Source organism: Halorubrum aidingense JCM 13560, from assembly GCF_000336995.1.
GTDB lineage: Archaea > Halobacteriota > Halobacteria > Halobacteriales > Haloferacaceae > Halorubrum > Halorubrum aidingense.
The window spans coordinates 107,578-130,694 of record NZ_AOJI01000026.1 but is presented as its reverse complement, the minus strand read 5'-3'; the positions used below and the strand labels follow the sequence as shown (position 1 = coordinate 130,694).

The window sequence follows — 23,117 nt, the reverse complement described above, 5'->3', positions numbered from 1 at the left end:
GTATATAGTGAATTACTATACGAACTCTTAAGTTCCTCGCCCCGTTACGAGTGGATGTACATGGACGCAGACGAGATGGACTTTCCGACGCCGGACTCGGACGTTGACTCGATCGAACCCGAATCGCTCAAAGCTCGCATCGACGACGGCGAGGCGGTAACGCTGCTCGACGCCCGGATGTCGAGCGATTACGAGGAGTGGCGCATCGACGGCGAGAACGTCACCTCGATCAACGTGCCGTACTTCGAGTTCCTCGACGAGGAGATCAGCGAGGACGTCCTCGATCAGATCCCCGCAGACGAGCACGTCACCGTGCTCTGTGCGAAGGGCGGTGCCAGCGAGTACGTCGCGGGTGCGCTCGCCGACCGCGGCTACGACGTCGATCACCTCGAAAACGGGATGAACGGGTGGGCCTCGATCTACGAGGCGCACGAAGTCACCGAGTACGACGGCCCGGGGACGCTGCTGCAGTACCAGCGCCCCTCCAGCGGCTGTCTCGGGTACCTGCTGTACGACGACGGCGAGGCCGCGATCGTCGACCCCCTGCGCGCGTTCACCGACCGCTACCTCGCCGACGCCGAAGAGCTTGGTGTCGAGCTCACGTACGCGTTCGACACGCACGTGCACGCCGATCACATCTCGGGGCTCCGCGACCTCGCCGCCGAGGGCGTCGAGGCGATGCTCCCCGCGGCCGCCGCCGACCGGGGCGTCACCTACACCGACGACGTGACGCTGGTCGAGGACGGCGACGCGTTCGCCGTCGGCGACGCGGCCGTCGAGACGGTGTTCACGCCCGGCCACACGACCGGGATGACGTCCTACCTGCTCGGCGACAGCCTGCTCGCGACGGGCGACGGCCTGTTCATCGAGAGCGTCGCGCGTCCAGACCTCGAAGAGGGCGACGACGGTGCCCCCGAGGCGGCTCGCATGCTGTACGATTCGCTGCAGAACCGCGTGCTCGCGTTCGACGACGACGTACTCGTCGGCGGCGCGCACTTCAGCGACGCGGCCGAGGCCGCCGCGGACGGCACGTACACCGCGCCGATAGGCGAGCTCCGCGAGCGGATGGACGCGCTCTCGGTCGACGAAGACGAGTTCGTCGACATCGTCCTCGCCGACATGCCCCCGCGCCCGGCCAACTACGAGGACATCATCGCGACGAACCTCGGACAGAACGCCGTCGACGACGACGAAGCGTTCACGCTCGAACTCGGCCCGAACAACTGCGCCGCGAGCCAAGATGCGCTCACGAGCGACGACTGATCCCGCCGTGAACGGGATCGAAGCGGACGCCCCCGCGACGGGGACGCCGACGATCGCCCCCGGAGGTGACCGACGGTGATCGACGCCGCCGTCGCCGACCTGCTCGGCGCCGGAACCATGGAGGCGGCGTTTCCGAACGGCGTCTCTCGGTACGCGATCGGCGGACTCTTCGTCGGTCTCGGAACCGTCCTTATCTACATCGGGACGGGGATCACGGCCGGGGCGAGCACGTTCCTCGAGTCGACGCTGTCGTACGTCTCCGGGCAATCCCGATTCAAGCAGTACCGCCCGTCCCGCGACTGGCGCGTCGTGTTCACCCTCGGGATCGTCGGTGGCGCGGCGATCTACGCGCTGATCTATCAGGGCGACCCCTGGTCGCTCGCCGGCAGCGGCTGGACGACCGAGGTCTCGCCGTGGCGGCTGTTCGTCGGCGGGATCCTCGTCGGGATCGGCACCCGCGTCGGGAAGGGGTGTACGTCCGGTCACGGGATCTGCGGCGTCGGATCGGTCTCTCGTACGTCGCTGGTCGGCGTGGCGACGTTCCTCGTCGTCGCGATCGTGACCGCCAATCTCGTGTCGGCGCTGGGGGTGGGGCTGTGAGCCGGCATCCCCTCTTCCTGCCGCTGATCCTCGTCGGGGGGCTCGTGTTCGGCTTCGGGCTCGGCTTCAGCCACATGGCCCGGCCGGAGGTCGTCATCGACTTCCTGCTCTTCGACGACTTCGGGCTCCTGTTCGTGATGTTCGGCGGCTCGATCGTCGCCGGGATCGCGTTCTGGACGCTCCCGAAACTGCGCGGCTCGGCGCCGCTCACCGGCCGCCCGTACGGCCGCCGGCTGAAATCGTTCGACCGCAACGTCCTGATCGGCGGCTCGATCTTCGGCGTTGGCTGGGGGCTCTCCGGGATCTGCCCGGGCGCCGCCTACGCCAGTCTCGGCATCGGGAACTGGCCGATCCTCTACGCGATCGGCGGGATGTTCATCGGCGCGTACGCGCAGGGCGTCTGGCGCAGTCGCGAGGCGGACGCCGCCGCCGCGGCCGCGCCCGGCGACGACTGATCCGCGCCCCGTCGACACATACTCGCCTGTCGACACGCGTTTCCCTGTCGACACGCGCTTCGCTGTCAACGCGCGCTTCCCTCTCGTCGCGCTCCCTTCCCCACGCTCGGTTCACTCCGATCCACGCTCGACACGCCCTCGCCGTCGTCCGATTGATACCCTCACGACAAGATTCCTCACCATGACACACGACACGTCCGACCCCTCGCCGTCGGAGACGACCGACGCCGTCGACCGTCGTCTCTCGACCGAACGCGTCGTCGAGATCGCGACCGACCTGATCGCCATCGACACCCAGAATCCTCCCGGTGACGTCCGCGAGATCGCCGACTACATCGACGACTTCCTCGCGGGGCTCGGGTTCCACACCGAGCGCGTCGCCACCGACCCGGCGAAGCCGAACGTGCTCGCGACGCTGCCGGGTTCGAGGGACCGGACGCTGCTGTACAACGGCCACGTCGATACCGTCCCGTTCGACGCGAGCGCCTGGACGCGCGACCCGCTCGGGGAGCGCGACGAGGACCGGCTGTACGGCCGGGGTGCGACGGATATGAAGGGGCCTCTCGCGGCGATGCTCGCCGCCGCGGAGGCGCTCGTCGCCCCCGACGGCGACCCTCCGGTGTCGCTCGCGTTCGCGATCGTGAGCGACGAGGAGACGGGAGGCGCCGCGGGCGTCGACACCCTCGTCGAGAGCGGTGCGCTCGACCGGCTCGCTCCGGACGCCTGCGTCATCGGCGAGACCACCTGCTCGGGCGGGCACCACTCCGTCACGGTCGCCGATCGCGGGAGTATCTGGCTCACGCTGCGCGCGACGGGGACCGCCGCGCACGGCTCCCGGCCGTCGCTCGGTGACAACGCGATCGATCGGCTCTGGGAGGCGGTCTCGCTGCTCCGGTCGCGGCTCCCCGCCCGCGAACTCCGTCTCGACGAGGCGATCCGGCCGATTGTCGAGGAGTCGGTCGAGTACTACGAGCCGACGCTGGGCGCCGACGCGGCCCGCGACCTCTTCGAGCACCCGACGGTGAACCTCGGAACGATCGAGGGCGGCGACGCGATCAACACCGTCCCGGACGCGGCGACCGCTCGGCTCGACGCCCGGTTCACCGCCGGCGTCGAGACGGCCGACGTGCTCGCGGACGTCCGCGACTGCCTCGCCGAGTTCCCGGCGGTGTCGATCGCGGACGTGAGCTGGTCGGTCGGCAGCCACGAACCGGTCGACAGCCCGCTCGTCGAGGCCGTCACCGCGACCGCGGCCGACGTCTCCGGCGATCGCATCTTCCGCCGGAGCGCCACCGGCGGCGGCGACGCGAAGACGTTCAGACACGCGGGCGTGCCGACCGTCGAGTTCGGCTTCGGCACGGACACGGTCCACGCCGTCGACGAGTACACGACGACTGAGGCGCTGTCTCGAAACGCCGCGGTGTACGCGCGATTGCCCGCGATCTGGGCGGCGACGCTCTCGGATCCGGCTCGAAGCGAGCCTTTATGAGCGCTCGCCGCCAATAGTGTGTATGAGTTCCAATACTCCGTCCGACGACGCCGCGACCGGCCGGAGCGCCCGACGGCCGACGTCCCTCGCGGACGAGGACGCGCTCGACGCGTTCGTGGCCGACGCGGACGCCGCGCTCGTCGAGTTCTACACCGACGGCTGCGGCATCTGTGCGAGCATGGAGCCGGTTCTCGGCAACGTCGCTCGCGCGGTCGACGTCGAGGTCGCACTGATAAATCCCCGCGACGACCCGCCCCTGATCGAGCGGTTCGACGTGCGGAGCGTTCCGCTGTTCGTGCTGTTCGTCGACGGCGAGCCGGTCGCGCGCCGCGCCGAGGGGTTCATCCCCGGCGACGACCTCGCCGACTGGGTCACCGACCACCTCGCCTGAGACGGGCGCTCGCGGTCCGTCAGTGCCTTTTTATTGCGACTGTCGCGTGCGGAGACGGATAGCCGTCGCTCACTTCGAGAAACGGCGTGTGAAAATCGGTTCGCGTCGATCGCAGTCGGACGGTCGGTCCGGTTACAGGCGACCGACGTTCTCGACGGCGACGGATTCGACGTCGTCGACGCCGGCGAACGCCTCTTCGACGGCCTCGGTGCCGCCCGCGCCGTCGGGGACGATGACGGTGGGGAGGAGGGCGACGAGTCCGAACGCGACGTCGTCACGCTCGAAGCCGCGGATCTTCGCACCCTGCGGGAGCGACTCCTCGAGTTTGTCCTGCAGTTCGTCGAGGTCGACGTCGGGGCTGTTCGGCATGACCTTGATCTTCGCGGCGACGTCGCCCATCTTAGGGCCCCCGGAAGCCGCAGTCGTGACACTCGTAGAGGTTGCTCTGCTTCCGGCACTTCGAACAGCGGTGGATCGTTGCGCCGCAGTCCGGGCAGGCGAAGCGCGCGGCGTTCATGCCGGCCACTTGGATACCACAGGAGACACACTGTCGGGTGCCCTGCGTTTCACTCTCGCTCATACAGTAAATCACCACCGCGCGACTTTTAACCGTTGTTCTTTGCCCTCGCTCGTCCGCCCCGGACCCATCCCGCACCCGTCCCGTACCCGTCCCGGCCCGACCACGGCCCTGCCCTGCCCCACCGCCGTCGCGATCACCCGAGGATCAACGGCCCGATAAGCACGCCCATCAGGTGGACCCGCCGCGCCCCGATCCGCGGCGGGACGAGCCCCAACGCCCCGGCGACGATGAAAACGCCGACGCCGAAGGAACCGGCGAACGCGAACGAGAGCCCCACGAGCAGCGTCAGGACGCTCACCGACAGGCGCGTGTAGTCCGCGTTTCCCACGACGCGGAGATACGCGTCGCCGACCAGCAGCACGAGCGCGAACCCGCAGGCGGCGGCGCTCGCGGCGGCGACGAGCAGGATCGGGAGCGCGAACGGGACCTCCGCACGGTCGAGCGCGACCGTCACTCCCGTTCGCGGCGTCCCGAGGGCGACGAGCGCGAACAGCGCGAAGATCGTGTTCGCCGTGTTCGCCCCGCTCGTGGCGACGATGAAGCCGCGGTCGGCCTCGGAGCGCGGCACGGCCGGGAGCGCCGCGACGGCGGCGATCGCGGCCGAGACGCCCGGGACGTATCCGACGACCGCGCCGGCCAGCGACCCCGCGCCCGCGCTCACCCCGAGATCGCGTCGACCCATCGTGATCCGCGCGTCGGACTGCGGCGGGACCCCCTCGCCCCCGAGCGCGTCGACGAGCACCGGCGCGCCGAACAGCCCGGCGAACAGCGGCGCGAGAATACCTCCGGCGTCGAGCGGTGCCGTCGGGTCGACGTCGAGGGTCGCCAACCCGAGTGCGGCGCTCGCGAGGAACGCGAAGAGGCCGCCGACCATCGCCCGCTTCGACGACTCGGTGAGCACGAGCGAGGCGACGACCCCCGCCAGCAACCACGGCAGGTGCGCTCGGACTGCGGGGTACCACCGGATCATGGCCCACGTTATCGGGACGGCGAGCGGAACCGCCAGCGCGACCGCGGCGCCCGACCCGACCGCCGACAGCCGCACCGCCTCTCGCCCCCGTCCCGCGATCACGAGTCGGTGGCCGGGAAGCGCGGCTATCGCCGTCGCGGCGTCGGGGACGCCGAGCGCGAGCGCGGGAACGATGTCGAGGAAAGAGTGAACGACGCCGGCGCCGAGCATCGCGATGCCGACGAGCAGCGGATCGGCCGGGATCGACGGGGCGAGCCCCGCGAGCAACAGCGCGAAGTTGTTCGCGTGGAGTCCCGGGACGAGCCCGCTCACCGTGCCGAGCGCCACGCCGCCGCACAGGAAAGCGAGGGCGGCCGCTGTGAACGTCGGATCGAACACCGGGCGGACCAACGCGTCCATCTCGACCGAGTGGCCGCGCTTTCGGTGATAAAGCCCAGGGCGATCTCAGACGACCCCGGACGACCCCTGACGGATCAGGACGCCCCCGACGACCTCTGACGCCCCCGGAGCCAACGGCGCGGCCGCTCTGCGGTCGGGAAGTGCGGTGATCGAGAATTCGACGACCGATTTACGCGGCCTGAGCGGCCTGCGCCTTCTTCTGGGTGACGTAGCCGGCGATGCGGTTGCGGACGCCCTTCGACTCGACGGTCGTCAGGGCGGTGACGCTCTCCTTGTTCGTCTCGAAGTCCGTGTTGAACGAGTCGGGGTAGCGCTCCAACAGGACGTTCCCGAGCTGCTTGATGTACTTGGGTTTGATAGCCATACCGAGCGATACCGGCGGCCCGAACTAAAAGGGTTCGTTCCGCCGCGAGCGGCCGCGAGCCGGTTTCACGCCGGTGGGGTCGACGCCGAGGCAGTCACGACTCGTCGCCGGTCTCTCCCGCGGTGAGACTCCGCCAGCCGGTCTCCTCGTCGATCCGCGCGAACGCCTCGCGCTCCGCCGGACCGCCGCACCGTCCAACCACGTCGTCGAAGTACCGCAGCCGATCGAGGAGGACGGTCGTGTCGAATCCCGGCACGTCGAGCCGCGAGGCCGCCACCGTCGCGTCGACGACCGCGCCGAACCCCCGGTTGATCGTCGGGACGGTCCGCCGCCGCACCTCGCTTTCGACCGGCGTGAGCGCCCACGTCCGGATCGTCGTGTCCCCGTCGGCCTCGGTCGCGATCTCCTCGACCGTCACCTCGACCCACGCGTCGGCGTCCGGGAGGACCGGATCGTCGATCTCGCGAACCGCGAGCGCGGCGTCGACGAACGTCCGCGGGTCGGTCGTGAACTGGACCACGCCGTGCCCCCGCTCGGTGAAGTTGCGCCACGTTCGCGTGCGCCCGTACGTCCGCGCGGTGACGAGGTCGGCCGGGGCGTGAGCGGTCGGATCGTTCGGGGCGTCGGATTCGTCGCCCTCGTCGGTCCCCGTTGTGACGTCCGGCGCGTGGAGCCCGAGCGCGGCGACGTTCCAGCGGTCGTTCGGACCGAGCGTCGTCACGATCGATTCGGTGACGCCGCGCAGCGGAACCGGCCATCCGTCGGGGACGACGCCGCGGTGGTCGCTCCCATCGGCACCGTTGGCGTCTCGGATATGGCTCGCGTCGTCGGTCACGCCGACACCTCCGCACCTCGTCTGAGCGCGACGTACAGCGCCGCACAGGTGAGGTCCGCCGTCGTCCCGGGGTTGATCCCCTCGTCGACGAAGGCGGTCGCGAGCGCCTCCGCGGCGTCGAGGTCGGCGGCGTGCACCGCGTCGGCGTCGACGGCCGCTGCATCCCTGTCGCCGACGGCTTCCGCAGTCTCGCGTTCGCCCCCGAGCAGCGCGGCCGCGCGCCTGCTCGCGTTTCGGGCGGTCTCCGCGCCGTGGTTCGCCGCGATCAGCGTGTCGGGCTCGGCCGCCAGCAGCCCGAGGAACGCCCTGGCGGCCCGGTCCGTCAGCGGCCCCTCGTCGCGGCCGATCCACGCGGCCGCGCGGAACGTCCGCGGGAACCCCTCGACCCACTCCTGCGCGTTGCGGTCGGGGACCCTGTCCGGATCGTCGGGCGCCGCCGAGAGCGCTATCACGTCCCGCAGCGTCGCTCCGCGGGCTCTGAGCGCCGCTTCCGCGCCGCTTCCGCGGCGCACGTCGAGTTCGTCGGCCTCCGGAGGCGGGTCCGCGACGGCGACGTCGACGTGCTCGAACGCCCGGTAAAACGAAACCGCGTCGTCGACGGTCGTCCCGCCGGTCACCCGGTCGAGGCCCGCGGGCGAGAGGTCGCCCGCCGCTGTCGCTCGGAGCAGGGGGACGAGAAGCAGGAGACAGCCGAACTGGGTGTTCGTTCCGGCGCGATCCGCCATCCCGGCGACGCCGCGCTCGAAGGCGCGCCCGAGCGCCGGCGAGTCGCCCCCGAGACTGCCGCTCGCGGCCAGTTCGAGCCCCTCGCGGGCGCCGACCGCGCCGCCGAGGAACGACTCGAACCGGAGGTCACCGAGGTCCCGGTTGCGGTCGACGTTTCCGGGCTTCGGCGTCCCCGCCACTTCGAGGAGGAGCGCGAGGGTCGCGTCGTCGACTGGGTCGCCGTCGACGGTCACGGCGAGGCCTCCGGACGGGTATCCGTCTCGGCACCGTCAAGCGAGCCCTCCCGCCACGCCGCGACCGCCTCCGCGACCCGTGCGAGCGCGTCCGGTCGCTCGCTCGGCCGCCCGACGCTGACGGTGTCGGCGCCGTACCTCGCGTACTCGGCGACAGTTTCCCGCCCGCGCACTCCGTTGTTCGCGATCACCGTGAGGCCCGCGCGAGGGGTCTCGGGGTCGCCGTCGGTCAGCTCCCGAACCACCGCCTCCGAGTCCATCGCGTCGACGTGGAGCCAGTCGGCGCCCGCGGCCGCGACCCGATCCGCGACCGCGACGAGGTCGACGCCGGGGACCTCCGCGCGCACCTTCACGCTCGTCGTCGCGCCCGCCTCGGTCGCGGCCGCGACGAACGCCGCGAGCCGGTCGACGTCCCGCAGGAGCGACTCGCCGCAGCCGACCGCGCGGAGTTCGGGCTGTCGGCAGTGCGCGTTGATCTCACAGACCGCGTCGCGATCGGCACAGACCGCGGCCGCCTCGCGAATCGGCTCGACGGTCGCGCTCCGGACGTTCACGCCGGAGCGGAGCGGCGCGTCGGCGACCGCCGCCAACTGCCGATCGATCCACGCGATCGGGTCGTCGGGGAGGAACTCCTCGCGCTCGCGGGCGACGAGGTCCCGTGCGGCCGCCCGGCTGGCCGGATCGAGCGCGATCCCGCCCAGGACCGCGGCGTCGACGTGGGGCGCCGCGGCGCGAGCCCAGGCCGCGTCCGCCGCGCCGCTGAGGCTGGCGGCGACGAGGAAGGGACCGTCGCCGGTGGCGGGGTCGATCACGAGCGGCTCCCCACCGCTTCGAGCGCCCGCCCGCAGGCCCTGGCGACGCGCTCGGCGTCGTCGGCGTCGTCGATCCGAGTGTCGGTGTACTCGACGTGCGGGGCGGGCCGTCGGTCGATGTCGCGCACGACGGCGGCGACGTCCGTCTCGTCGTCGCCGTCGAGGACGAACGCGTCCGCGAACGGGTACGCCTCGACGATCCCCGCGGTCGAGGGGTCGTAGCCGACGCCGGCCATCAGGTCGGCGGCCGGGCCGGAGAACACCTCGTCGCCGACGAACGGGGAGACGGCGACGACCGGTGTCTCCGCGAGCGCGTCCGCGATTCCGGGGACCGCCAGCATCGGGCCGATACTCGTCACGGGGTTCGAAGGCCCGATCACGACGGGATCGTCGAGCGCGGCCCGGACCGCGTCGGTCGGCTCGGCGTCGGCCGCGCCGCGGAACTCGACGTCTTCGACGGTCGGCTCGCCGCGCCGGGCGACCCAGTACTCCTGGAAGTGGATCATCTCGCCGGCCTCGGTGTGGATCAGCGTCGCGACCGGGTCGTCGGACATCGGGAGGAGGTCGGTGTCTAGATCGAAGGCGTCGGCGAGCGTTCGGACGACTTCGGTGAGCGAGCGCCCCTCGTCGAGCAGGCTCGTGCGCGTGACGTGGACTGCCCGGTCGCGGTCGCCGATCTCCATGAACTCGCCGACGCCGGAGAAGCGTCGCCAGCTGGCGATCTCTCGGCCCGCGGTCTGCGCCTCGGGACCGAGATAGCGGGGCGCGGTTCCGAGGCCGACCTCGTCCGCGAGCCGCCGGAGCTCCTCGTGGGTCGCCGTCGTGTCGTCGGCGATCCCCCACCACGTCTCGCGGTCGAGGACGCCGCCGCCCGCGAACAGCACGGTGTCGACGTCGGGGCAGACGAGGTGGCCGCCGAGCTCGACGTCGTCGCCCGTGTTGGCGACGACCGTCACCTCGGCGGGGTCCCACAGTCGGGTGGCCCCGTCGAGGAGCTTCGGCGTCCCCGTGCCGCCGGCGAGGAACGTAACCATACGCCTGCAACGCGACGGGCGGATTTGTATCCTCGGCTCCGCGGGCGGGGACGCGGATCGGGATGAGTGTGAACTCGAACGGGGAAGAGTGGTCCCGTGCCGCTCAGGCGTTCTCGCCCGCTACTTTCCCGTTGCCGTTCCCTCGTTGGAGGTCCCTCCACTTCTGGTGTCCTTCTTCGAGGATGTCGTAGGCGGCGCCGCGCGTGTCCCACCCCTCAATCACGACCTCTGCGTCGTCGGGTTCGAGGTTCTTGTAGGTGCGGAAGAACTCCTCGACGACGTCCTGGTGGTGTTCGGGAATGTCCCCTCGACCCTCGATGTGATCGAATCGCGGATCGTCGGCGGGGACACCGATGATCTTGTCGTCTGTCTCGCCCGTATCGGTCATGCGGATAACAGCGACTGGCCGGAGATCGAAGACACAGCCCGTGAACAGGCCGTCATCGGTCAGTGCCAAGAAGTCGAGCGGGTCACCGTCGCCGCCCGCCGTCCGGGCGAAAAAGCCGTAGTCACCCGGGTAGACGACCGAACTGTACAGCGCGCGGTCGAGGATGAAGCCCGGAATCTCTTTCCGATACTCGTACTTGATCTGCTCTCCTTTCGGTATCTCGTCGACGACCGTTGCCGTCTTCGGAAAGTTGTCGTGCTGTTCGACACCGTCGATCAGGTTCACGGGATCGTGGTTCATTGGGTCGGATTCGTCGTGGTTCGCGTGCGCTTCGCCGTCCGCCGAGGCCGCTGCGCGCTCGACTGTCGACAGACCGGCGAGGCTTCCGACGCCCGCGAGGAACGAGCGACGGGGGCCCGACGGTGACAGTCCGCTTCGGTCATCTGCCATGCGACTAAATCCAGAGCTAATTAATTATTGAATTTTTATAATATATGTATATATGAATAAACGATGGCACTTACTGATGCGGAGACGGGTCGCTCCCCGTCTTCACGGGCGGACGAAGCGGAAGCCCACGACGCCAGTCGCGGGTCACTGTCCGTGACAGCGGCTATGTAGAACCAACGCTCGTCTGCATCCCGTCCGTGTTGAACGCGCTCCCGGCGCCGTCGTCGCCGAGGACGATCACGCCCGCGCCCGATTCGGTGATCTCCTCGAACTCCTCGATCGCTCGGTCGGCCGCGGCCTGCGCGTCGAGCCCGTCGTCGAGGAAATCGACGGCCCGCCGCGAGAGCGTGACGCGCGCGATGTCCTCGCCGGCCCCCGTCGCGCTCGCGCCGCCGGCCTCTGTACAGAAGAAGCCGGAGCCGACCTGCGGCACGTCGCCGACCCGGCCGGCGAGCGCGAACGACCGGCCGCCCGTCGACGTCGCCGCCGCGAACGTCTCGCCGTCGGTCGCGACCGCGCCGACCGTGTCGTGGTCGGGGGCTTCGCGCTCCTCGCTCCGCTCGGCGCCCCCATCGTCCGACCGCTCCCCCGCCTGATCGTCGCCCGACCCGAACCGCGTCGCGAGCCAGTCGAGGTGCTCGCGGGGGCCGCCCTGCGGCGGGTCCTCTTTCTCGTACCGCGCGCGCTTCTCGTCGGTGAGCAGGTCGACGCCCGTCTCGATCCCGAAGTCGTCGGCGAGTTCGACGGCGTGCGAGCCCGAGACGAAGATGTGCGGCGTCTCCGAATGAACGACGCGGGCGACGCTCGCGGCGTGTTCGACGCCGGGCATCGAGCAGACCGCGCCGAGCTCGCGGTCCGACGTCATCACGCCGGCGTCGGTGCGGACGACGCCGTCCGACTGGACCGCGCCGCCGACGCCGGCGTTGAACCGGGGGTCCGATTCGAGGACTGCGAGGGCGGCCTCGACCGCGCCGAGGGGCGTCTCGCGTTCGGTGCCGCGCTCGACCGCCCTGTCGAGGACCGCCTGTCTCGGCTCCGGCTCGTCGGGGGCGCCGCCGGCGCCGCCGTGGACGATAACGCGGATCGAACCGGATCGCGGTGCGGGTTGCGTGGGCATAGGTGCCGGTCCCGCGGCGCGCTCATAAGCGTCGGGAAAGCGGCGGCCCCTAAGTGGGTCGGGCGCGTCAGGCCGCTCATGCACGCGCCGCCGACTTCCGTCCTCCTCCCGACGGTCCGCTGGACCGACGCCTGCGAGGAGGTGGCGGCACAGTTGGGCGCGGGCGACGAGCTGCTCGTGATCTGTGACACCGCGGACGACCCGGTCGCGGACCGCCGTGGCGAGACGCCCGACGGGGCCCGGATCGTGCTCGCCGGCGAGCCCGAGGGCTGCTCCGGCAAGGCCAACGCGATCGCCGCGGGGATGGCGGCGGCGACGAACGACCGGATCGTCTGGACCGACGACGACTTCCGGCACCCCGACGACTGGCTCGCGACGCTCGCCGCCGACTACGAGCGACAGGGACCGACGACGGAGATACCGGTGTTCGTCGGGCTTGACCCGCTCGCACGGCTGTTCGAGCCCGCGTACGCCATCGGCGGAACCGCGGCGGTCGCCGCCGGCGGGATCGCGTGGGGCGGTGCGGTCGTCTTCGAGCGTGCCGACCTCGCAGACGGTGAGGACGCCTTCCTCGCCGACCTCCGGCGAACGGTCAGCGACGACGGGACGCTCTCGGAGCACGTCGACGTGACGGCCGTCAATCGGACGCGTACCGTCTCGGCAGGCGGGTCGCTTCGCGAGTCCGTGGAGCGATTCGTCCGCTTCGTCCAGATCGTCCGGCACCACGCGCCCGCCGCGATCGCGTTCGACGTCGCCCTCTCGGTCGGCTTCGCCGCGCTCGTGCTGTTCGCCCCCCTCGTCGGCGTCTCGCTCGTCACGGCGATCTCGGGAGCGGTGTACGCTCGGTTCGGAATCCGTCGGGCGACGTTCCTGCTCGCCGCGCCGGCGGTACTCGTCTCGCCCGCGCTCATCGCGTACGCGCTCGCGCGCCGGACGTTCGTCTGGGGCGGCCGACGCTATCGCTGGCGATCGCTGTTCGACGTGGCGGTGGAGCCGGTCTGATCCTCGCGTTCGATCGAGTCCGCGCTCGCCTTTCGATTCCGGCGAAATAGACGGCCAGCGGCAAAGCGGCAGGCACTTTAGGTGGGTCCAACAACGCACGAACGTTCATGAGCTACGACAAGGTCGACGTCCCGGAAGGCGGCGAGGCGATCGAGCTGGCGGACGAGGAGACGGGCGAGCTGAACGTTCCCGAGAACCCGATTATCCCGATCATTTACGGCGACGGAATCGGCACCGACGTCGGACCGGCCGCACAGCAGGTACTCGACGCGGCCGCCGAGGCGACGGGCCGCTCCATCGCGTGGATGCGGGTATTTGCGGGCGCCAGCGCCCGCGAGAAGTACGGCGAGAACCTCCCCGAGGACACCGTCTCGGCCATCCGTGACCACCGCGTCGCGATCAAGGGGCCGCTGACGACGCCCGTCGGCGCCGGCTTCCGTTCGCTGAACGTCGCGCTGCGAAAGACGCTCGACCTGTACGCGAACGTCCGCCCGACCTACTACATCGACGGCGTGCCGTCGCCCGTCACGAACCCCGAGAAGATGGACATGGTCACGTTCCGGGAGAACACCGAGGACGTGTACGCGGGCATCGAGTGGGAGGCCGGCACGGACGAGGTCGAGCAGGTGCGCGACTTCGTCGAAGACGAGATGGGTATCGACGACATCATCCACGACGGGCCGGTCGGGATCGGCGTCAAGCCCATCTCGGAGTTCGGTTCGAAGCGACTCATCCGCGAGGCGATCGACTACGCGCTCGCGAACGACCGCGACTCCGTCACCCTCGTCCACAAGGGGAACATCATGAAGTTCACCGAGGGGGCGTTCCGCGACTGGGGCTACGAACTCGCCGAGGAGGAGTACGGCGAGGACGTCATCTCCGAAGACGAGCTGTGGGAGGCGCACGACGGCGAGCAGCCCGACGGCACCCTCGTCGTCAAAGACCGTATCGCGGACAACATGCTCCAGCAGGTGCTGACGCGCACGGACCAGTACGACGTGGTCGCGACGATGAATCTGAACGGCGACTACTTCTCGGACGCGGCCGGCGCGCAGATCGGCGGACTGGGCATCGCGCCCGGTATCAACCGCGGTCACGGCCGCTGTCTCGCCGAGCCCGTTCACGGGTCCGCGCCCAAGTACGCCGGCGAGGACAAGGTCAACCCCACCGCGATGATCCTCTCGGGCCGCGAGATGCTCGAGTACCTCGGCTGGAACGACGCGGCGGACCTGGTGCGTGACGCCGTCGAAGAGACGATCTCGTCGGGCAAGGTCACCTACGACCTCCACCGGCAGATCGAGGGCGGCGAGAAGCTCGCGACGAGCGAGTTCGCCGACGCCGTCGTCGAGAACATCGACGAACTGGCGTAAGCGAGTCCTTCGAGCGCCCGGAAATCACGGATTTTCGGGACCAGCCGCGAACTGACTGAATCGGGTCGTCGGCGTCGGCGTCGCGGTCGACATTTGACCCGATCTTCTGCAGTTTCGTTCATACGTAGCCGCTAGCGTGGGGCGTCTCTCGATACTGTTCCAGTCGTCTGGTTCACCGTCGCTGCCGCGCTCTCGTTGTAAACACCGCCGATATCCCGACAGTCGTTTATAACTGGTCGGCGCGAAGAACCCCGCTAACGCCCTGAAAAGCCCCCTACAGCCCCGCGCAGCCCGCACACCTCCGCACAGCCCGCACACCTCCGCACAGCCCGCACACCTCCGCACAGCCCGCACACCTCCGAACAGCCTCGCTCCGCCCTCACGCCTCCCCAGCCTCGTCGGTGGTCCTCCGCTTCGCTTCGGACCACCGACTCCCTCGCGCTCCGCTCGTGCCTTATAAAGGCACTCGCGGGAGCGCGCCACCGCCAGATCCGTTATTTATAAAGAACCGCCACGCTCGTCGCCTCACCCTAATCGCTCGTCGAGGATGAGGCGCGTCTTCGTCGATTTGACCTCGTCCATCTCTCTCGCCTGCGAGATGAGTTCGTTGACCGCGCGCGTGTCGACGGCGTCGACGACGAGCACCACGTCGTCCTCCCCGGAGACCTGCCAGACGAAGTCGACTTCCTCCCAGTCGACCATGCGCTCGCCGACGGCGGCGGTGTCGACGTTCATCTCGACCGAGATCTCGATCATCGCTTTCACGTTGCCGGTGCGGGTCGTGACGGTGAACCGCTCGATGATTCCTTCATCGGTCATCCGATCGACGCGGTTGCGCACGGTCCCCTCGGAGGTCCCCACGCGGTCCGCGATCTCCGTGTACGGAGTCCGCGCGTCCCGTCGCAGGATCGAGAGGATCCGACGGTCGAGGTCGTCCATACCCGACCCACACCCTCCGCCGCCTTACTCGTTACGAATATCGTAACGAAGCTACGAACGACGCATTTATTACCCTTTGCGCGTACGTTTCTCGTAATGTCGGACGCCTACATCGCGCTGGCCGACGGACGCGTGTTCGAAGCACGCGCTCGTTCGCCGGGGCGCACCCGTGGCGAACTGGTGTTCACGACCGCGTACACCGGCTACGAGGAGTCGCTCACCGACCCCTCCTACGCCGAACAGATCCTCACCTTCTCGTACCCCTTGATCGGGAACTACGGCGTCCGAGCCGAGCGATTCGAGTCCGAATCGGTCCAGCCGCGCGCGGCGATCGCCCGCGAGCTGACCGACGACGTCGCCGAGTGGCTCGCCGACGAGGACGTTCCCGCCGTCGACCACGTCGACACCCGCGAGATCGTCATCAGCGTCCGCGAGGAGGGCGCGATGGCCTGCGGTATCGCCGCCGGGCCGGACGCGACTCCCGAGGACGCGGTCGAGGAGATGGAGGCGTGCAAGCCGATGAGCGACCACGTCGACATCGGCGCACAGGTGTCCGTTTCCGAACCGACCGTTCACGAGGGCGACGGCGTCGCGGACGTCGCCATGATCGACTGCGGCGCGAAGGGGTCGATCATATCCTCGCTCACGGAGCGCGGCGCGGACGTGCACGTCTTCCCGTACGACGCGACCCCCGAGGACGTGGCGGGCGTCGACCCCGACGTGCTCTTCGTCTCGAACGGACCGGGCGACCCGGAGAACTTCGTCGCCGCTCAGGAAGTCGTCGACGCCTTCGCGGGCGACCTGCCGATGGCCGGCATCTGTCTCGGCCAGCAGGTGATCACGAGCGCGCTCGGCGGCTCGACGGCGAAGATGGCGTTCGGCCACCGCGGCGTCAACCAGCCAGTCAAAGACCTCCGCACCGATCGAGTCGTGATGACGACCCAGAATCACGGCTACACCGTCGACGACACCGGCCCGCTGGAGGTGACGCAGGTGAACGTCAACGACGACACCGTGGAAGGGCTCGACAGCGAGGAGCTGAACGTCATCACCCGCCAGTACCACCCCGAGGCGAACCCCGGCCCGCACGACTCGCTCGGCTTCTTCGACGAGGTGCTGGAACTGGCCGACCCCGTCCCGCGCGTCGCCGCCGACTGACCCGACTGCGACGATTTTTCCGCCTGCTGACCGCCGACTGACCGCCCGGAGTACCACTGCGGCTGATGCCTACTTGTCCTCGTCCCCGTTTTTTGTCCGCCCGTGAGCGACCGGCGACGTTTTCCCCCGCCCGCTCGCACACAGGGCCATGACGAAGGAGATCCTCCTCACCAACGACGACGGGATCGACGCCGTCGGGATACGGGCGCTCTCGGACGCGCTCTCTCGCGAGCACGACGTGACGGTCGTCGCGCCCGCCAGCAACCAGTCCGGCGTCGGCGGCGCCCGATCGTGGTGGGAGACCACGGTCGAGTACGCGGAGACGGACGCCGGCTACGCGGTCGAGGGGACCCCAGCCGACTGCGTCGCCGTCGCCGACGTCGCGCTCGAACTCGACCCCGATATCGTCGTCTCCGGCTGTAACCACGGGCCGAACATCGGCGCGCACATCCTCGGCCAGTCGGGGACGGTCGGCGCCGCCATGGAGTCGTCGTTCCTCGGCACGCCGGCGATCGCCGTCTCGCTGTACGACCGCGGAAACCTCCCCGTGCCGCCGACGCTGAACAACGGCGACTTCGCGCTCGCGGGGGCGGTCGTCTGTGACCTCATCGACCGAGTCGAAGCGACCGCAGACGGGCTCGTGCTCCCGTTCGGCGCCGACGTGCTGAACGTCAACGTCCCGGCGGCGGACGACGAAACGGCCGCCGACCCGACCTACCGGCTCACGGAGCCGGCACGGGGGTTCGACGTGATCGAGTTCCACCCCGGAACGGATGAGTCGGACGAGTCGGACGAGCCGGACGAGACCGCCGCAGGCCGCTTCGACGAACGCCGCGGCGAGATGGGGATGGAGCTCCGCGACCGCTTCTGGCGGGAGTTCTTGCGCGGCGACGTCGCCGACGACCCCGGCTCCGACCGGCTCGCCGCGATCGACGGCGAGGTGAGCATCTCGCCGCTGTCGTCGTCGCGCTCGATCGCCGGTGACCGCGCCGGTGAGGTGGTCTCGATCGGCGAGCGGCTGACCCCTCGAATCGAACAGGACTGAGCGATCGCCATCGACGCTCGCGGGCGCGGCCCGCTCGGTGCGCCTACCGTCGTCTCCGTCGGCGGCGTCCCGAACTGGCGGTGAACTCCGCGGCGAGCCGTCCGAGGTACCACACCACGACCACTCCCAAGACGAGTCCGCCGCCGAACGCGGCGAGCAGTTCGATCGGGGAGGGATCGAACTGCATCGCGATCAGCGGCGGCGAGACGCCGATGAGGAGCAGAAACGCGGCCTTGATCTTCCGGTTGCCGGCGTCGCGCTCCGCGTCGGGCATCGGTCCTACCACGCCCACCCCTCCGCGCGCCGCGGCCGGCGACCGGTCGCTCCCGTGTTCATGTCCGATCCACGGGACGGATGAGTATGAAGCCGGCGGACCGATCCGATCAGTACGGCGCCTGCCCCTGATAAGGGTCTCGACCGTTCACGTCCGATAACGGCCGCCTACCACGCGTCGGTCGCCGGGCCCGGCGTGAACGGTCTCGACACTTTAACTCCGGTCGCGCCCTCCGAACGGTCACCCCTGCCCGCGGATGCCCCTCGTTCCGCGGCGTTTTTCTGCCGACCCCGACAACCGATGGTCATGGACGACGAACTCCGCGAGCGCGTCGAGGCGGCCGGCGAGGCCGCCGCGCTGTTCAACGCGCTCAAACACGACAGCGACCCGGACGTGGGCGCCATCATGGGGCCGCTCATGGGTGAGAACCCCGACTTCCGACCGCACGGCGACGAGATTCCGGGGGTCGTCGCGCCAATCGTGAACCGGGTCGCGGGGATGGACGAGCAGGAGCGCCGCGAGCGACTCGACGAGCTCGCGCCCGACATGCTCGCGGAGCTGGACGCCGACGACGAGGAAGACGAGCACGTCCTCCCCGACCTCCCGAACGCGGAGGAGGGGGCGGTCGTGATGCGCGCGGCTCCCAACCCCAACGGGCCGTGGCACGTCGGGCACGCCCGGATGCCCGCCGTTATCGGGACGTACAAGGAGCGCTACGACGGCGAGTTCATCTGCCGGTTCGACGACACCGACCCAGAGACCAAACGGCCAGACCTGAACGCGTACGACGCCATTCTGGAGGACATCGAGTACCTCGGCTTCGAGGCGGACCGCGTCCTGAAGGCGTCCGACCGGCTCGACATCTACTACGAGCACGCCCGCGACCTCATCGACGCCGGCGGCGCCTACACCTGCTCGTGTTCCGGCGAGGCCTTCTCGGCGCTCAAAAACGACGGTGAGGCCTGCCCGCACCGCGAGAAGGATGCCGAGACGGTCCACGAGGAGTTCGACGCCATGGTCGCCGGCGAGTACAGTGCGGGCGAGATGACGCTCCGCGTCCGCACCGACATCGAACACAAGAACCCGGCGCTGCGCGACTGGGTGGCGTTCCGGATTATCGACACCCCGCACCCGCGCGAGGTGGCCGCCGACTACCGCTGTTGGCCCATGCTCGATTTCCAGTCGGGCGTCGACGACCACCTCACCGGCGTCACGCACATCATCCGCGGCATCGACCTCCAGGACTCCGCGAAGCGCCAGCGGTTCGTCTACGACTACTTCGACTGGGAGTACCCCGAGGTGCTCCACTGGGGTCACGTGCAGGTCGACGAGTACGACGTGAAACTCTCCACCTCGACGATCAAGGAACTCATCGAGACTGGCGAGCTGACCGGCTGGGACGACCCGCGCGCGCCGACGATCCAGTCGATGCGTCGCCGCGGGATTCAGGGCCGGGCGCTCGTCGACTCGATGACGGATCTGGGGATGTCCACCTCCGACGTCGACCTCGCGATGTCGTCCGTCTACGCGAACAACCGCGATCTGGTCGACGACGGCGCGAACCGCTACTTCCTCGTGCGTGACCGCGAGGACGACCCCGCAGTGACGCTCTCCGTCGTCGACGGCGACGCTCCCGCGCCCGAGGCCGGGCACCCGCCGCTCCATCCCGACCACCCCGACCGCGGCGACCGCACCGTCCCCGCCGGACGGGTCGTCGTCGAGTCCTCGGACCTCCCGAGCGAGGGCGAGCGCGTCTGGCTCAAGGGGTACGGCTGCGTCCGCCACACGGGCGACGAACTGGTCTTCGTCGACGCCGATATCGACGTGGTCCGCGACGGCGACGTGGACGTGATCCACTGGGCGCCGGCCGACGAGGGGCTCGAAACCCTGCTCCGCACCGTCTCCGGCGACGTGCGCGGGTACACCGAGCCGGCGGTCGCCGACGTCGATCCCGACGCCGTCGTCCAGTTCGAGCGCGTCGGCTTCGCCCGGATCGACGCCTTCGAGCCCGCGGCGACCGACGAGCCCGACGGCCCGACCGGCGAGGAGGACCTCCTCGCGTACTACGCGCACCCGTAGGCGCCTGAGTCCGTCTTTTTGCGGCGTCGTGCCGCCGCCCGCCGCGGGGGTTAAATACCGAGAACCGAAACGACGAGCAAGATGGCTATCGATCCGAACTTCGAACAGAGCCGCGAGCGAGTCGGCGAGGAGGACAACGTCGCCGTGTGGGGGCCGATCGATCCGCCGGAGGAACTCGGCATCCGCGGGACGCACGTCGCGGTCGACTTCGACATCTGTCTCGCCGACGGCGCGTGCTTAGAGGACTGCCCGGTCGACGTGTTCGAGTGGGTCGACACTCCCGGCCACCCCGAGTCCGAACTGAAGGCGAACCCGACGAACGAGGACCAGTGTATCGACTGCATGCTCTGTGTCGACGTCTGTCCGGTCGACGCGATCGACGTCGATCCGGGTCGCGAGAATCGGGTCTGACGCGTCAGTCTCGCTGCTCCCGGCATGTCTCAGTCGTTGCTGGCGCGGTATCGTCGCTACCGCTCCGGCTGTTTGCTTATAAACGGCCGCCGACCGATCGGCGGCGAACGCACCTGTCCTTCGAGTCTCGTCTGCACAGCACCGCACCCGCACCCGCACCTCACGCCTCCCCAGCCTCGTCAGTCGCCCTCCGCTTCGCTCCGGGCGACTGACTCCCTCGCGCTCCGCTCGTGCCTTTATAAGGCACTCGCGGGNTCCCCAGCCTCGTCAGTCGCCCTCCGCTTCGCTCCGGGCGACTGACTCCCTCGCGCTCCGCTCGTGCCTTTATAAGGCACTCGCGGGAGAGCGCCACCGCATATCAGTTATAACCGCTTGCTGCCGCTCCCGCTCAATCGCTTATAAATCGCTCCCGTTCTTCGAGCGCGAACTCGGTCCCGTACCGCTCGACGAGCGGTTCGGCGGCGTTCCCGAGCGCGCGCATGCAGGCGGCCGTCGAGACGTACCCGAGTTCCTCAGCGACCGACTCCCACGGGCGACCCTGTAACACTTTCCGGACGAGGAGCCGGCGTTCGCGCCCGTCGAGCACGGAATCCGCTTCGGGGTCGCCCTCGCCGCCGACCAGCGCCGCCAGCGCGAGGTCCCTGAACGCGCCCGGGGCGCTGTCGTACATTCCGGGGCCGAACGACGCTCCGACGACGGACCGCCACTCGATCTCCGTCAGGTCGACCGACACGGGCGCGGGGCACGCGCGGAGCGCGCCGATCACCACGTCGGGATCGACGTCGCGGTGGGCGTCCGAGAGCCCGTCGCGTTCGCGGTCGCGGAACGCGGCGGCGTGACGCCGGAGCAGCGACGCGCCCGACTCGTTCGCCCCGCCTACCCCCTCTGTCCCGTCCATCCCGACCGCCCCGTCCATCCCGACCACCCCGTCCGATCCGTCCCCACCGGCGGGCCGCACCATGATCGCCGAGTGCTCGCCGGAGGCGTCGTTGCGGGACGTCGAGAGGTGGACGGTGCGGTAGCCCGCTCGCCGCCAGAAGCGGAGCAGTCGCGGGGTCGCCCCGTAGCCGACGGCGAAGTAGTCGACCGCGTCCCCGAACTCGGCGTGGACCTCGTCGAGCAGGCGGGAGCCGAACCCCGCGTCCCTGACGGCGTGGTGGGTCGCGATCCGGACGGTCCGGAGCCCCCGGGGCTCGGCGGCGCGCTCGTCGCGAAGCTGGCTCGTGAGCACGTCCGGCACCATGTTGCCGCGGACGCGCTCGCCCTCGTACATCCGTCGCCGGGTGTCCGCGTCCAACCCGCCCTCGCGGGCGAGCAGCGCGACGGCGACGACCCGTCCCCCGGCGACGAGCGCCCGCGCCGAGAGGTTCGGCGCGTCCAGCAGCCGCGCGAGGTCGTTCGGCTCCGTCCGGTAGTGGGCCGCGACGAGCAGCCCGAACGCCTCGCCGAGCAGCGTCTCGTCCGCCAGCAGCTCGTCGGGCGGGAGCGCCCGGTACGTCGCGTCCGCGACGGACGCCCCGGCGACCGCCTCGTCGACGGCGGGCCGCGCGTCGAGCAGCAGCGCCCGGGCCGCCCACGCCTCGACCGGGTCGCCGCGGGCGTATCGGATCGGCTCGTCGAGCCGGACGTCTCGGACCGCGAACGGCCCCGCGAGCAGTCGCTCGCGGAACCGGATCGCGAACCCCCTCCCGGCGCCCTCGTAGCCGTGAACGGTGGTGCAGAACGCGACCGACAGCGACTCGTCGAGGAACCGTTCGAGCAGCCGAACCGGCAGGGCGGCCGCCTCGTCGACGATCACCGCGTCCGGATCCTCGGGGAGATCCGCGGCCTCCGCCGGTGGGAGATACCGCACCCGACCCCCGGACGCCGTTTCGAGGGTGCGAGCGCCCGGTTCCCCGCACCCGAGTCGCTCGCTCGCCCGCGCGAATATCTCGGCGGCGTTGCGGAACGCCGGCGCGGTGACGAGCACGTCGCCGCCGGCGAGCGCGAGCGCACCGGCCGCGATCCCCGCGGCGCTCGACTTCCCGCGTCCCCGGTCCGCCTCGACGACGACCGCGTTTCCGGGCGTGGCGAGCCGCTCGAACGCGCTGACCGCTCGGACCTGGTCGCCCGTGAGACACGCCTCGTAAGCGGCGGCCGGAAACGTCGCGTTCGGCGGTGTGGTCGGTCGCCACCCGTCGGTTTCCGGGGTCGTCCCCGAGCCGGCAGCGTCGTCGACGAGTCCGTCGCGCTCGACCGAATCGGCGGCCGGCGTCTCGCCCAGCGAGACGATAGCGATCCCCGGATGCGACCGCAGCGTCTCGCAAAACCGCTCGCGGAAGCGCCCGGTCACGTCGTCGATGCCGTACGGCGGCACCGCGAGCGAGTCGTCGAAGCGGTCGCGGACCCCCGGCCACGCGTCGAGATCGGGCGCCAGGAGGACGAGGAGGCCGCCGCCGTCGACCGCGCCGACGCTCCGGCCGAGCGCGTTCGGCACGAACCGCTCGTGGCAGTCGAGGACGACCACCTCGCGGGTGCGGCCGAGGAGCTCGTCCGCGTTCCGGGGGCGATGCTCCTCGAACCGGAACCCCTCGCGGGTCGACACGATGGAGGTCGAAGCGGGATCGACCGCCTCGATCACGTCGTAGGCGGCGTCGATCCCCCGATCGCGGTCGCCGGCCAGCACGACCACGCGCCGCTCGTTCGCGGTCTCGGCCTCCCGTTTCGCCGCACGCGCCAGCGTCGCGATCATCG

The 23,117-nt window shown here is 70.1% G+C and carries 24 protein-coding genes; 11 read left to right on the top strand and 13 right to left on the bottom strand.

The window, feature by feature from the left end; genetic code table 11:
• Positions 1-60 precede the first annotated feature (60 nt).
• The 5 genes from C461_RS10950 to C461_RS10930 all read left to right on the top strand — a co-directional run bounded on the left by C461_RS10950 (position 61) and on the right by C461_RS10930 (position 4,198).
• The gene (locus C461_RS10950; RefSeq protein WP_008001213.1) at positions 61-1,263 is read left to right on the top strand and encodes an MBL fold metallo-hydrolase; all 1,203 of its coding nucleotides are present in this window, start codon (positions 61-63) and stop codon (positions 1,261-1,263) included.
• Between the two features lie 117 nt (positions 1,264-1,380).
• The gene (locus C461_RS10945) at positions 1,381-1,863 is read left to right on the top strand and encodes a YeeE/YedE family protein (protein WP_193365812.1); all 483 of its coding nucleotides are present in this window, start codon (positions 1,381-1,383) and stop codon (positions 1,861-1,863) included.
• Positions 1,860-2,318, top strand: coding sequence for a YeeE/YedE family protein (locus C461_RS10940; protein WP_008001209.1), 459 nt, complete (start codon positions 1,860-1,862; stop codon positions 2,316-2,318). Before C461_RS10945 ends, C461_RS10940 begins: the two co-directional genes overlap by 4 nt.
• Before the next feature lie 181 nt (positions 2,319-2,499).
• Positions 2,500-3,807 (top strand): M20 family metallopeptidase, encoded by a 1,308-nt coding sequence (locus C461_RS10935; RefSeq protein WP_008001207.1) that lies wholly within the window; start codon positions 2,500-2,502, stop codon positions 3,805-3,807.
• A gap of 22 nt (positions 3,808-3,829) precedes the next feature.
• Positions 3,830-4,198: a thioredoxin family protein gene (locus tag C461_RS10930; protein WP_008001205.1), complete on the top strand. Its 369-nt coding sequence runs from the start codon at positions 3,830-3,832 to the stop codon at positions 4,196-4,198.
• A gap of 132 nt (positions 4,199-4,330) precedes the next feature.
• On the opposite strand, the gene C461_RS10925 is transcribed toward C461_RS10930, so the two are convergent.
• The 10 genes from C461_RS10925 to C461_RS10880 form a co-directional block, all read right to left on the bottom strand.
• The gene (locus tag C461_RS10925) at positions 4,331-4,597 is read right to left on the bottom strand and encodes an elongation factor 1-beta (RefSeq protein ID WP_008001203.1); all 267 of its coding nucleotides are present in this window, start codon (positions 4,595-4,597) and stop codon (positions 4,331-4,333) included.
• A 1-nt stretch (position 4,598) separates the two neighbouring features.
• On the bottom strand, positions 4,599-4,778 hold the full coding sequence (locus C461_RS10920; protein ID WP_008001202.1) for an HVO_2753 family zinc finger protein: 180 nt from the start codon (positions 4,776-4,778) through the stop codon (positions 4,599-4,601).
• A 133-nt stretch (positions 4,779-4,911) separates the two neighbouring features.
• Positions 4,912-6,147 carry a tripartite tricarboxylate transporter permease gene (locus C461_RS10915; protein ID WP_008001200.1) on the bottom strand — a complete coding sequence of 412 codons (1,236 nt, stop codon included), beginning with the start codon at positions 6,145-6,147 and terminating at the stop codon, positions 4,912-4,914.
• A gap of 169 nt (positions 6,148-6,316) precedes the next feature.
• Positions 6,317-6,511: a 30S ribosomal protein S17e gene (locus C461_RS10910; RefSeq protein ID WP_008001197.1), complete on the bottom strand. Its 195-nt coding sequence runs from the start codon at positions 6,509-6,511 to the stop codon at positions 6,317-6,319.
• Positions 6,512-6,605: 94 nt separating this feature from the next.
• Positions 6,606-7,346, bottom strand: a complete 741-nt coding sequence (locus C461_RS10905) for a DUF447 domain-containing protein (RefSeq protein WP_008001196.1) — start codon at positions 7,344-7,346, stop codon at positions 6,606-6,608.
• Positions 7,343-8,305, bottom strand: a complete 963-nt coding sequence (locus C461_RS10900; RefSeq protein ID WP_008001194.1) for a triphosphoribosyl-dephospho-CoA synthase — start codon at positions 8,303-8,305, stop codon at positions 7,343-7,345. Before C461_RS10900 ends, C461_RS10905 begins: the two co-directional genes overlap by 4 nt.
• Entirely contained in the window at positions 8,302-9,117 is an 816-nt protein-coding gene (locus C461_RS10895; protein ID WP_008001191.1) for a tRNA-dihydrouridine synthase, read from the bottom strand. The genes C461_RS10900 and C461_RS10895 overlap by 4 nt, the downstream gene beginning before the upstream one ends.
• Positions 9,114-10,151 (bottom strand): 2-phospho-L-lactate transferase, encoded by a 1,038-nt coding sequence (gene cofD / locus C461_RS10890; protein WP_008001190.1) that lies wholly within the window; start codon positions 10,149-10,151, stop codon positions 9,114-9,116. Before cofD ends, C461_RS10895 begins: the two co-directional genes overlap by 4 nt.
• A 103-nt stretch (positions 10,152-10,254) precedes the next feature.
• Positions 10,255-10,989, bottom strand: coding sequence for an inorganic diphosphatase (locus C461_RS10885; RefSeq protein WP_008001189.1), 735 nt, complete (start codon positions 10,987-10,989; stop codon positions 10,255-10,257).
• A 163-nt stretch (positions 10,990-11,152) separates the two neighbouring features.
• On the bottom strand, positions 11,153-12,073 hold the full coding sequence (locus tag C461_RS10880) for an isoaspartyl peptidase/L-asparaginase (protein ID WP_049906581.1): 921 nt from the start codon (positions 12,071-12,073) through the stop codon (positions 11,153-11,155).
• Between the two features lie 111 nt (positions 12,074-12,184).
• Here C461_RS10880 and C461_RS10875 point away from each other — a divergent pair, with 111 nt between their 5' ends.
• Both C461_RS10875 and icd read left to right on the top strand, forming a co-directional pair.
• Positions 12,185-13,108, top strand: a complete 924-nt coding sequence (locus tag C461_RS10875; protein WP_008001187.1) for a glycosyltransferase — start codon at positions 12,185-12,187, stop codon at positions 13,106-13,108.
• A 107-nt stretch (positions 13,109-13,215) separates the two neighbouring features.
• Positions 13,216-14,478, top strand: coding sequence for an isocitrate dehydrogenase (NADP(+)) (icd, locus tag C461_RS10870; RefSeq protein ID WP_008001185.1), 1,263 nt, complete (start codon positions 13,216-13,218; stop codon positions 14,476-14,478).
• A 525-nt stretch (positions 14,479-15,003) separates the two neighbouring features.
• On the opposite strand, the gene C461_RS10865 is transcribed toward icd, so the two are convergent.
• Positions 15,004-15,417, bottom strand: a complete 414-nt coding sequence (locus C461_RS10865; RefSeq protein ID WP_008001183.1) for an Lrp/AsnC family transcriptional regulator — start codon at positions 15,415-15,417, stop codon at positions 15,004-15,006.
• Positions 15,418-15,513: 96 nt separating this feature from the next.
• Between C461_RS10865 and carA the strand changes: the two genes are divergently transcribed.
• Positions 15,514-16,575 carry a glutamine-hydrolyzing carbamoyl-phosphate synthase small subunit gene (gene carA / locus C461_RS10860; RefSeq protein WP_008001181.1) on the top strand — a complete coding sequence of 354 codons (1,062 nt, stop codon included), beginning with the start codon at positions 15,514-15,516 and terminating at the stop codon, positions 16,573-16,575.
• A gap of 148 nt (positions 16,576-16,723) precedes the next feature.
• Positions 16,724-17,620 (top strand): 5'/3'-nucleotidase SurE, encoded by an 897-nt coding sequence (gene surE / locus C461_RS10855; RefSeq protein WP_008001178.1) that lies wholly within the window; start codon positions 16,724-16,726, stop codon positions 17,618-17,620.
• Between the two features lie 43 nt (positions 17,621-17,663).
• Here surE and C461_RS10850 read toward each other — a convergent pair whose 3' ends face one another.
• On the bottom strand, positions 17,664-17,894 hold the full coding sequence (locus tag C461_RS10850) for a hypothetical protein (RefSeq protein WP_008001176.1): 231 nt from the start codon (positions 17,892-17,894) through the stop codon (positions 17,664-17,666).
• 306 nt (positions 17,895-18,200) lie between these two features.
• Here C461_RS10850 and C461_RS10845 point away from each other — a divergent pair, with 306 nt between their 5' ends.
• Entirely contained in the window at positions 18,201-19,973 is a 1,773-nt protein-coding gene (locus tag C461_RS10845) for a glutamate--tRNA ligase (RefSeq protein WP_008001174.1), read from the top strand.
• Between the two features lie 81 nt (positions 19,974-20,054).
• Positions 20,055-20,384 carry a 4Fe-4S dicluster domain-containing protein gene (locus C461_RS10840; protein ID WP_008001173.1) on the top strand — a complete coding sequence of 110 codons (330 nt, stop codon included), beginning with the start codon at positions 20,055-20,057 and terminating at the stop codon, positions 20,382-20,384.
• A gap of 388 nt (positions 20,385-20,772) precedes the next feature.
• Here the strand turns inward: C461_RS10840 and tmcA are convergent, their stop codons facing one another.
• Entirely contained in the window at positions 20,773-23,115 is a 2,343-nt protein-coding gene (gene tmcA / locus C461_RS10835) for a tRNA(Met) cytidine acetyltransferase TmcA (protein WP_008001171.1), read from the bottom strand.
• Positions 23,116-23,117: the final 2 nt, after the last annotated feature.